General features: G+C 67.8%; 9 protein-coding genes and 1 pseudogene. 6 read left to right on the top strand and 4 right to left on the bottom strand.

The features are described from left to right. Positions 1-21: 21 nt before the first annotated feature. The 3 genes and pseudogenes from OS124_RS26720 to scpA form a co-directional block, all read left to right on the top strand. Positions 22-177 (top strand): annotated as a pseudogene (locus OS124_RS26720) (acetyl-CoA carboxylase biotin carboxyl carrier protein subunit); the annotation flags it as partial. Positions 178-334: 157 nt separating this feature from the next. Then, positions 335-1,105, top strand: coding sequence for a hypothetical protein (locus OS124_RS25560; protein ID WP_010142049.1), 771 nt, complete (start codon positions 335-337; stop codon positions 1,103-1,105). A 174-nt stretch (positions 1,106-1,279) separates the two neighbouring features. Further along, complete coding sequence (gene scpA / locus OS124_RS0121415) at positions 1,280-3,412, top strand: methylmalonyl-CoA mutase (protein WP_010142048.1); 2,133 nt, start codon at positions 1,280-1,282, stop codon at positions 3,410-3,412. Here the strand turns inward: scpA and OS124_RS0121410 are convergent, their stop codons facing one another. Beyond that, positions 3,413-3,850: a cupin domain-containing protein gene (locus OS124_RS0121410; RefSeq protein ID WP_193372584.1), complete on the bottom strand. Its 438-nt coding sequence runs from the start codon at positions 3,848-3,850 to the stop codon at positions 3,413-3,415. Positions 3,851-4,058: 208 nt separating this feature from the next. Between OS124_RS0121410 and OS124_RS0121405 the strand changes: the two genes are divergently transcribed. The 3 genes from OS124_RS0121405 (at position 4,059) to OS124_RS0121395 (ending at position 5,794) form a co-directional block, all read left to right on the top strand. Further along, positions 4,059-4,553: a GNAT family N-acetyltransferase gene (locus tag OS124_RS0121405; RefSeq protein ID WP_040607753.1), complete on the top strand. Its 495-nt coding sequence runs from the start codon at positions 4,059-4,061 to the stop codon at positions 4,551-4,553. Between the two features lie 79 nt (positions 4,554-4,632). Next, complete coding sequence (locus tag OS124_RS0121400) at positions 4,633-5,319, top strand: molecular chaperone DjiA (RefSeq protein WP_010142045.1); 687 nt, start codon at positions 4,633-4,635, stop codon at positions 5,317-5,319. A 61-nt stretch (positions 5,320-5,380) separates the two neighbouring features. Then, entirely contained in the window at positions 5,381-5,794 is a 414-nt protein-coding gene (locus OS124_RS0121395; protein WP_168161499.1) for a hypothetical protein, read from the top strand. A 33-nt stretch (positions 5,795-5,827) separates the two neighbouring features. On the opposite strand, the gene OS124_RS0121390 is transcribed toward OS124_RS0121395, so the two are convergent. From OS124_RS0121390 to OS124_RS0121380, 3 genes are all read right to left on the bottom strand, one after another. Further along, entirely contained in the window at positions 5,828-7,381 is a 1,554-nt protein-coding gene (locus OS124_RS0121390; protein WP_010142043.1) for a Ppx/GppA family phosphatase, read from the bottom strand. 53 nt (positions 7,382-7,434) lie between these two features. Next, on the bottom strand, positions 7,435-9,615 hold the full coding sequence (locus tag OS124_RS0121385; protein WP_010142042.1) for an RNA degradosome polyphosphate kinase: 2,181 nt from the start codon (positions 9,613-9,615) through the stop codon (positions 7,435-7,437). A 63-nt stretch (positions 9,616-9,678) separates the two neighbouring features. Then, positions 9,679-10,377: a DnaA/Hda family protein gene (locus OS124_RS0121380; protein ID WP_010142041.1), complete on the bottom strand. Its 699-nt coding sequence runs from the start codon at positions 10,375-10,377 to the stop codon at positions 9,679-9,681.

Raw genomic sequence — 10,377 nt, 5'->3', positions numbered from 1 at the left:
TGAAGGTCTTCGTGGAAGAGGGGGCCGGAGGTGCAGGAAGGCCAGGCGCTGTGCACCATCGAGGCGATGAAGATGGAGAACATCCTGCGCGCCGAGAAGAAAGGCGTGGTGGCCAAGATCAACGCAGGTCCCGGCGACAGCCTCGCCGTGGACGAGGTGATCATGGAGTTCGAATGACCCATGCGCGGCGCTGTCCGATATCCCGTGAGCCAGAGCTTCGCCGGGGGCGGACATCGCCGCGCATTTGCAATGAATGCGGCGTTTAAGTGCTTCGTCACCCTCATGCCGGATAGGGGGATCACTTCTCTTCTGTGGGCGTGGGGGCCGGCGGCTGATGGACGTGATCCTGCATATCGGTGCGCATCGCACCGCGACGACCTCGTTCGAGGGCTACCTGCGGGCCAATGCTCCGGCGCTGGCCGGGCTGGGCGTGGGCTTCTGGGGGCCGCGCCGGACCCGGGGCGGGGTGCTGGCCGGGGTGATCCCGGGGCCGGGGTCGCTGTCGTCGGCGCGCCAGTTCGACCGGGCGCGCGGGCGCATTGCCCTGAACCTCGCCAAGGCCGAGGGGCGGCTGGTCCGGCACCTGCTGATCAGCGACGAGAACATCCTGGGCAGCCCGCGCGGCGACCTGCGGGCCGAAAGGCTCTACCCGGAGGCGGGGCCGCGCGTGGCCGCCTTCGCCCGGGCCTTCGAGGGGCGGCTCAGCCGCATCGAGATCTCGGTGCGTGGGCAGGACAGCTACTGGACCTCGGTGCTCTGCTTCGCGCTGGCACGCGGCCATGCCCTGCCGCGCCCGGGATCGCTGGACCGGCTGGTGACCCAGCCCCGCGGCTGGCGCGAGGTGATCGAGGACCTGGCCGAGGCCGCGCCGGGGATCGAGATCCTGGTCATGCCGCACGAACGTTACGCCGGCCTGCCCGAGCGGCGGCTGGCGCGGATGCTGGGCGATGCGCGCGGCCTGCCGCAGGCCCATGCGCGCCACTGGCTGAACCGCTCGCCCGATCTGGCCGCGCTGCGCCGACTGCTGGCCGAGCGTGGCGCGGGCGGCCTGCCTGCGGGCCCGGCCCCTGGCAGCCCTTCGACCGGAACCAGCGCGCGGCGCTGAACGAACTCTACCAGGACGACATGTTCTGGCTCTCTGCCGGGGCCTCGGGCCTCGCCCGGCTGGCGCCGGACCCCTGGGAGGAGGGGGTGGAGGAGGCTTCCCCGACAGGATCAAACGGCGGGCAGCCGGCGGCGATAGATCCGCGCGCCCGTCTCAGGAAAAGAGGACAAGGCGATGAAGACAAAGAAGGACGCATGGTCCGCACGCGCTGAAAAAGAGCTGCGCGGCCGCCCGCTGGAGGATCTGACCTGGCAGACGCTGGAGGGGATCGACGTCCAGCCGCTTTACACCGCCGAGGATACGGCGGATCTGCCGCATATGGACAGCCTGCCGGGCGAGGCGCCGTTCACGCGCGGCGTGCGGTCCACGATGTACGCCGGTCGTCCCTGGACGATCCGCCAATATGCCGGTTTCTCGACCGCCGAGGAAAGCAACGCCTTCTACCGCCGCAACCTGGCCGCCGGTCAGCAGGGGGTCTCGGTCGCCTTCGACCTGGCGACGCACCGGGGCTATGACAGCGACCACCCCCGCGTCGTCGGGGACGTGGGCAAGGCGGGCGTGGCCATCGACTCGGTGGAAGACATGAAGATCCTGTTCGACGGCATCCCGCTGGAAAAGGTCAGCGTTTCCATGACGATGAACGGCGCGGTGATCCCGATCCTCGCCAGCTACATCGTCGCGGGCGAGGAACAGGGCGTCGACCGGGCCCAGCTGTCGGGGACCATCCAGAACGACATCCTGAAGGAGTTCATGGTCCGCAACACCTATATCTATCCGCCCGAACCCTCGATGCGGATCATCTCGGACATCATCGAATACACCTCAAACGAGATGCCGAAGTTCAACAGTATCTCGATTTCCGGCTACCACATGCAGGAAGCCGGCGCGAACCTGGTGCAGGAGCTGGCCTATACGCTGGCCGATGGCCGCGAATACGTTCGCGCCGCGACCGAGGCCGGGATGGATGTCGACAAGTTCGCCGGGCGGCTGTCTTTCTTCTTCGCCATTGGCATGAATTTCTTCATGGAAATCGCCAAGCTGCGCGCCGCCCGCACCCTCTGGCACCGCGTCATGACCGAGTTCGGCGCCCAGGACGAGCGCTCGAAGATGCTGCGCACCCACTGCCAGACCTCGGGTGTCAGCCTGCAGGAGCAGGACCCCTACAACAACGTCATCCGCACCGCCTACGAGGCGCTTTCGGCGGTGCTGGGCGGCACCCAGTCGCTGCACACCAACGCCCTGGACGAGGCCATCGCCCTGCCTACCGACTTCTCGGCCCGCATTGCCCGCAACACCCAGCTGGTGCTGCAGGAAGAGACCGGGGTGACCAAGGTCGTCGATCCGCTGGCGGGGTCCTACTACGTGGAAAGCCTGACGAATGAGCTGATCGAGAAGGCCTGGGCCCTGATGCAGGAGGTCGAGGAGATGGGCGGCATGACCAAGGCCGTGGCCTCGGGGATGCCCAAGCTGCGCATCGAGGAAAGCGCGGCGCGGCGTCAGGCGATGATCGACCGGGGGGAAGAGGTGATCGTCGGCGTCAACAAGTACCGCAAGGACAAGGAAGACCCGATCGACATCCTGGATGTCGACAACGTCAAGGTGCGCGAAAGCCAGATCGCGCGGCTGGAGGCGATCCGCGCCAGCCGCGACGAACCCGCTTGCCAGGGCGCGCTGGACGAGCTGACGCGCCGCGCGAAAGAGGGCGGCAACCTGCTGGAAGCCGCTGTCGACGCGGCCCGCGCAAGGGCCACCGTGGGAGAGATCAGCATGGCGATGGAAAAGGAATTCGGCCGCCACCAGGCCGAGGTGAAGACCCTGGCCGGGGTCTATGGCGCCGCCTACGAGGGCGACGAGGACTTCGCCGCGATCCAGAAGTCGGTCGAGGATTTCGCCGAGGAAGAGGGGCGCCGCCCGCGCATGCTGGTGGTCAAGCTGGGGCAGGACGGTCACGACCGGGGCGCCAAGGTGATCGCCACCGCCTTCGCCGATATCGGCTTCGACGTCGACGTCGGGCCGCTGTTCCAGACCCCGGAAGAGGCCGCGCAGGATGCCATCGACAACGACGTCCACGTGGTCGGTCTCAGCAGCCAGGCGGCGGGGCACAAGACCCTGGCGCCGCAGCTGATCGCGGCACTGAAGGAAAAGGACGCCGGCGATATCCTGGTGATCTGTGGCGGGGTGATCCCGCAGCAGGACTACGACTTCCTGCGCCAGGCCGGGGTCAAGGCGATCTTCGGGCCGGGCACCAATATCCCCTCGGCGGCGCAGGAGATCCTGCAACTGATCCGGGCTGCGCGGCGGGACTGATCAGCCGGCTTTCTGCCCGGGCACCCAGCCGGGGCTTGCCAGCTCCCAGCCATCGAAGGTGAAGCCGGGGCTGACGACGCAAGAGACCAGCGTCCAGCCCCGCACCGCCTCGGCGGCCTGCCACATGTGGCGCGGAATGAAGTGGCTGGGGCGCTCTCCGGCGGCGACATCCACGCCCAGCCAAGATTCCGACGGCTGGGTCGCGTCATCGGGCGAGAGCAGGCAGCGCAGCGGGCTTCCGGCATGGAAATACCATGTCTCGTCGCAGTCGATGCGGTGCCAGTGGCAGGTCTGACCTTCTTCCAGCAGGTAATAGATCGCCGAGATCCCCGGGCGCTGGCCCGCCGTCCAGTCCGGCTGCCATGTGTCGCGGTGCCAGCCCCCTTCCGGGTGCGGGGTGAGACCCAGTACCTCGATCAGCTCTTGCGGAGTTGTCATGTCCGATCCCCCCATTCGCTCCCGTCCAATTTCCGTGCGGACTGGGACTTCGGCCAGAGCCGTGGCAGCAAGATGCCTGGTCCAGCCATGCAATTGCGCCTTTGCATGGATGTGACGCCCGTTCGCGTCAGTTGAGCATGTCCAGCCGTCTCTTGTCAAACCCGCCGCGCTGCGGAAAACTGCTTTCGCAACTCTTCCCGGAGCGCCCATGCCCCTTAGAATTCGTCCAATCGTTTCAGATGATTACCCGAGGATTCTCGAAATCTGGTCGCCTTACTACCGCGACACTACGGTGACCTTCGCGTCAGAAGAGAAAACCAGCGTCACCTTGCCACTCTACGTGGAAAATCGCCGCGCTGCGGGGCGCGAAACCTTCGTCGCCGAGCGGGACGGAGAGGTGCTGGGCCTGGCCTCCTACGACCAGTTCCGGGGCGGTGACGGCTATGTCCACGCGATGGAGCACACGATCATCCTGGCCCCCGAGGCGAAGGGGCAGGGGGCGGGCCGGGCCCTGATGCAGGCCATCGAGGACCACGCCCGAGCCGCAGGGGCGCATGTGATGGTGGCCGGGGTCTCGGGCGAGAATCCAGCGGGTGTCGCCTTCCACGCGGCGCTTGGATACGAGACCGTCGGCCGGATGCCGCAGGTCGGACGCAAGTTCGGGCGCTGGCTTGACCTGGTGCTGATGCAGAAGCTTCTTTAGGCGACAACCTGCCGCGACCTTTGGACCTGCGGGCAAGCTGGTGCGGGACATCCCCGCGCGGGCGCGCTAGATTGGCCCCATGTCCATCTGGTCCCGTATCCTCGAGGCGCTTCAGGCGCTGGCAAACGGCGAAGCGCTTTCGGCGGTCTTCGAGAAACTGCGCACGCCGCGCGAGCGGACGGTGGCCTTCACCATTGCCGTGATCGCCCTGGGCGCCAAGATGGCCAAGGCCGACGGGCAGGTGACCCGCAACGAGGTCACCGCCTTCCGCGAGGTCTTCCGCATCCCGCCCGAGGATGAGGCAGGGGCCGCCCGGGTCTTCAACATGGCCCGGCAGGACGTCGCCGGCTACGAGGAGTACGCGCAGCGCATCGCGCGCATGTTCGGTCCCGACAGCCCGGTGCTCTGCGACCTGATGGAGGGGCTGTTTGCCATCGCCGTGGCGGATGGCAGCTACCACGAAGCCGAGGACCAGTTCCTGCGGCGGGTGGCCGAGATCTTCGGCCTGTCCGAAAGCCGCTTCCTGCGCGCCCGGTCCCGCTGGGTGCCTGATGCGCGGCCCGATCCCTTCGCAGTGCTTGGGCTGCCTTCGGATGCCTCCGTGCCCGAGGCCCGCAAGGCCTGGCGCGAGGCGGTGCGCGAAAGCCATCCCGACCGGATGATCGCCCGTGGCGTGCCCGCCGAGGCGGTCAAGATGGCCGAGCGGCGGATGGTCGAGGTCAACCGGGCCTGGGAAGAGATCCAGGCGCGTGAAGCCGCCGGTTGAACGCGGCACTCTTTGTCCTGCCCCCTGCGGCCCCTATATCTGAGGCATGAGACAGATCTTCGTGATTCCCCTGCTTGGCCTTTCTCTGTTGCAGCCGCTGCCCGCGATTGCGCAGCAGGACGCGCCCAAGACCGATGACGCGCCCGAGGACGCGCCCGGTGACAGCGCCCCCGGCAACACCGACCTGATGCGAGAGGGGCTGCGGCTGCTCTTCGAAGGGCTTTCGGGAGGGCTGGACGAGACCATCGACCAGATGGGCGAGGCTGCAGAAGAGGCCGCGCCGAAGCTGCGCGATTTCGTGGCCCGCATGGGCCCGGCGCTGGTCGAGGCGCTTGGCAAGGTGGGCGACCTGTCGAACTACGAGGCGCCGGTGGTGCTGCCAAATGGCGATATCCTGATCAAGCGCAAGGACGAGGCGCCGGACTACCTGCCCCCGGTTCCGGGAGAGAACCCCGACGGCTCCGTCGATCTCTGAGGCCTGGGAACCTGGCCGGACGGCCCCACCCGTTCAGCTGCGCTGCGGGCCCAGCTTCAGCGAGACCTCGGCCCCCAGAGAGGAAGCGAGAGAGCTGAACCGTGCCTCGGCCACCTCTCCGAAGAGGGGCCAGTGAGCCTCGGACAGCTGCAGCTCGAGCACCTTCTTCTTGGGGAACCAGCGCAGGTGTCCGATGGGGGTGTCCTTCTCGGGCCAGAGCATCGCGCCGAAGCGCATTGCCTTGCCCAGCACCTCGGCCTGCAGCTTCTCTTCGTCGGTCACCAGCTCGAAGAGCTCGTCGAACTTGGTGCCGTCGCGGCGGTTGCGGTAGCGATGCAGCAGCGCCAGGCCAAGGAAGACCCGCTCGGAATGCTTGAGCCCGCCCATGTTGGCGCGGGTCGCATTGTCGAAGCAGACTTCGGCCCGGTAGTCGGGATGGGCCCGCCAGGTCACGTCGTGCAGCAGGCAGGCAGCCTTGACCAGCCGCAGACGCTCGGGCCGCCAGGAGCGGAAGAGCGGCAGGATGAAATCGTAGAGGGTGCGCCCGAAGCCGGGCAGGCGGGCGTCCTTCTGCTCGGCGAAGCGGCAGCTTTCGATCAGCGGGTCGCGGTCGCGCAGCTTCTGCGGCATCTGCTCGTACAGCAGCCCCTCGCGGATCCCGTAGGACGAGATCGCGATGTCGTGGGGCTTGTAGCGCTTGACCACCTCAAGCAGCACCTCCGAGGCCATGGGCACCAGGTTCATCCGGGTCGAGGAGAGGCCGCAGCGCTTGCGCAGCACTTCCAGGTCCTGCTCGGCGATCCAGGCGACGGTGTCGCGCACCGACTTCGCCGTCATCCGGTATTCATGCAGCACGTGCAGCGGATAGCCGCGCCGCTCCATGTCGATGCGGGCGATGGCGCGCCACGATCCGCCGACAAGGAACAGCCTGTTGCGGTCGGCGGGGATGGTCGCGGTCAGCTTCTCGACCTCGGCCTTGATATAGGCCCGCCGGCCCTTCTTGCCGCCCTTCACGTCGGCCAGCTTCAGCGGCCCCAGCGGAGAGGTCTGCCGGTCGCCGACATGGCCGTCCATGATCCGCGCCAACTCCATCGAGCTGCCGCCGATGTCGCAGACCAGCCCGTAAGAGCCGGGCCAGCCCAGCAACACGCCCTGCGCCGACAGCCGTGCCTCCTCGTCGCCGCCGATCACGTGCAGCTTCATCCCGGTCAGCCGTTCCACGTCCTCGGCGAAGGCCGGGCCGTCCTCGGCGTCGCGCACCGCGGCGGTGGCCACGGCCGACAGCGGCGTGGCATCCATGCCCTGCGCCAGCAGCTGGAAGCGGTGGATCGCCGCCAGCGCCCGCTTGCGGCCCTCGGGGTTCAGCCGGCCCGATTCGGACAGGCCGGCGCCGAGGCCGCACATGATCTTCTCGTTGTAGAAATAGGCGGGGCTTCGGGCGGCGCCGTCGAAGACCACCAGCCGGACCGAGTTCGACCCCACGTCGACGACCCCGACCCGGCTGAGCGCGCGCGCCTCCGGGTCGTTGAAGAGCGGTCGCCCGAAGGGCCCCCAGTCGGCAGAGCTTTGCAGGTTATCCCCATCCATGGCGACATCCCCCGGAAGTGTTTGATCTCTTGTGACAAGCCCTGCGGGTCAGGTCAACCGACAGGCGACTCGTGGGTGAGTTCCGGCACGTCCGATGCGCCCGCCGATCCCCGGCCCGAAAGCGAGGGGTTCTCCATGAAGAACCTGTGGCAGTTGAAGGCGGTTCCGTCCTGTGGTGCCTCGGCCCGCAGGAAGCGGCCATCGGGCTGCATCACCCAGCTCTGTTCGGTGTCGCGCAGGTTGGCGGCCATGATCTGGCGCACGATCTGGTCCTTCACCGTGGGCGTCTTGCATTCCACCAGCGTCTCGACCCGACGGTTGAGGTTGCGCCCCATCCAGTCGGCGGAAGAGAAGAACACCCGCGCCTTGCGCGAGGGCAGCCCGCCGCCGTTGCCGAAGCAGACGATGCGCGAATGTTCGAGGAAGCGGCCGACGATGCTTTTCACCCGGATGTTGGGGCTGAGGCCCTCGATCCCGGGACGCAGCCCGCAGATACCCCGGATCACGAGGTCGATGCGCACCCCGGCCTGCCCGGCGGCATAGAGCGCGTCAATCACGTCGGGCTCGATGATCGAGTTCATCTTGGCCCAGATCTGCGCCGGGCGTCCGGCGCGGGCGTGCTCGGCCTCCTGGCCGATCATCGCGATCAGGTCGTCCTTCATCGCATGGGGCGAGATCGAGATGTTCTCCAGCGTCTCGGGCTGGGCGTAGCCCGAGAGGTAGTTGAACACCCGCGCCGCATCGCGCCCCAGCCCGGCATCGCAGGTGAAGAAGCTGAGGTCGGTGTAGATGCGCGCGGTGATCGGGTGATAGTTGCCGGTGCCGTAATGCGAATATGTGACCAGCTCGTCCCCCTCGCGGCGCACCACGGTCGAGATCTTGGCGTGGGTCTTCCAGTCGACGAAGCCATAGACCACATGGGCGCCGGACCGTTCCAGCCGTCGCGACTGGTGGATGTTGGCGGCCTCGTCGAAACGGGCCTTCAGCTCGACCAGCGCGGTGACCGACTTGCCCTCTTCGGCGGCTTCGCAGAGCGCCTCGGTGATCGGAGAGTTCTTCGAGGTCCGGTAGAGCGTCTGCTTGATCGCCACCACGTCCGGGTCGCGCGCCGCCTGTTGCAGGAAGCGGATCACCATGTCGAAGGTCTCGTAGGGGTGATGCAGCAGCATGTCCTTCTGGCGGATCGCCGCGAACATGTCGCCGTCGTGGTCCTGCACCCGTTCCGGCACGCGCGGCGTGAAGCGGGGCCAGAGCAGGTCGGGCCGGTCCTCGGTGACCAGCTCGCTCAGCGAGGCGATGCCGATCAGCCCGTCGACCTCGATCACCTCGTCATCGATCACCTTCAGCTCGCGCTTGATGACCTTCTTCAGACCCTCCGGCGCGAAGGAGGAGATCTTCAGCCGCACCACCTCGCCGCGCCGGCGGCGCTTCAGGGCGGTCTCGAATTCGCGCACGAGGTCTTCGGCCTCTTCCTCGATCTCGAGGTCGCTGTCGCGCAGCACGCGGAAGGTGCAGTGGCCGGTGGCGCGGTAGCCCGGGAACAGCCGTTCCAGGTGGACCAGCAGCACCTCTTCCAGCGGCAGGTAGCGCAGCCGGCCCTCATGCGGGGGCAGCGCGACGAAGCGGTCGATCTGGTGCGGGATCGGCAGCAGCGCCTGCAGCGGGCGGCGGTCGCGCTTGCGTTCCAGTTGCAGCGCCAGGGAGAAACCGAGGTTGGGGATGAAGGGGAAGGGATGCGCCGGGTCGATGGCCAGCGGCGAAAGCACCGGGAAGATCCGGCGCAGGAAGATGTCGCCGAGGAAGGCGCGGTCGTCCTCGGTCAGATCCTCGTGGGTGAGGATCGCGATGTCCTTCTCCAGCATCAGCCCGCGCAGCTCGGCCAGGACGGTCTGCTGGTGCTGCATCAGGCGGCGGGCGTCCTCGTTGATGCGCTGAAGCTGTTCGGCCGGGGTCATCCCGTCGGCGGCGGGGTTGGTGTTGCCGGCCTTGGCCAGTTCGCGCAGGCCCGCGACGCGGACGGTATAGAACTCGTCCAGGTTGTTGGCGCTGATCGACAGGAAGCGCAGGCGCTCCAGCAGCGGCACGGCGGGGTTCTCGGCCTCTTCCAGCACGCGCCAGTTGAAGCCCAGCCAGCTCAGCTCGCGGTTATGGAAGCGGGAGGGCCCGGCAGGGTCGATATCGGGCATCGCCACGGCGGCGCCAGCGGGTCGGGAGAGGAAATCAGCGTCGATCATGGGGTCTGAATGCCGGGTAATCGTAACGGTTTTGCAAGAGGGACGGGGAATAACCTCCCGATCCTAGTGCGTCGCCTTGCCGGCTTCCAGTTGTTCCAGAAGGCGCGAGGCCATGGCGCGGGTGACGGGGCGCTTTTCGGCCAGCGATTGCGCGTCCAGCGCGGCGGCCACCTGCCGTGCGGCCGTGAACGAGCGCTCGATCCGCCGCAGCAGGAAGGGGATCACGTCAGGGTTGGGCATGACCTGCCGCTCGGCGAAGAACTTGGTCAGAAGGGCGCCCAGCAGGGTGTCGTCCGGGGCCTCGATGGTGACGGCGGGGCAGGCCTGCATCCGGCTGGCCAGGTCCGGGATCACCAGCGGCCAGAGCGCCGGGGCGCTCTCGGCGGTGACCAGCAGCGAATGGCCCTCGGCCAGCACCAGGTTGTGCAGGTGGAACAGCGCCTCTTCGGCGGCCCGGTCGCCGGCGATGGCGGGCACGTCCTCGATGGCGACAGGGCCGCTGGCCAGCGCGGGAATGTCCTGCCCGGCCAGCTCGGTCGCGCTCAGCAGGCGCGCGCCGGCGGTCTCGGCCCAGATATGCGCCAGGTGGGTCTTGCCGGCCCCGCGCGGACCGATCAGCGCCAGCTTGCGCGAGGCCCAGCTGTCGGGCCAGCTGAGCAGCATCGCCAGCGCCAGCTCGTTGCCGGGGCCGGTGATGTAATCCTCGCGCGTCATGCGACCCGGCGGGATGCGCAGGTCGAGAGGCTTTTGCGGCGCGCTCAT

Origin of the sequence: Oceanicola sp. S124, from assembly GCF_000220565.1 — a bacterium.
In the GTDB taxonomy this organism is placed as follows: domain Bacteria; phylum Pseudomonadota; class Alphaproteobacteria; order Rhodobacterales; family Rhodobacteraceae; genus Pseudooceanicola.
Note: the sequence above shows the minus strand (reverse complement) of the source record. Positions and strands in the feature narration are given on the sequence as shown.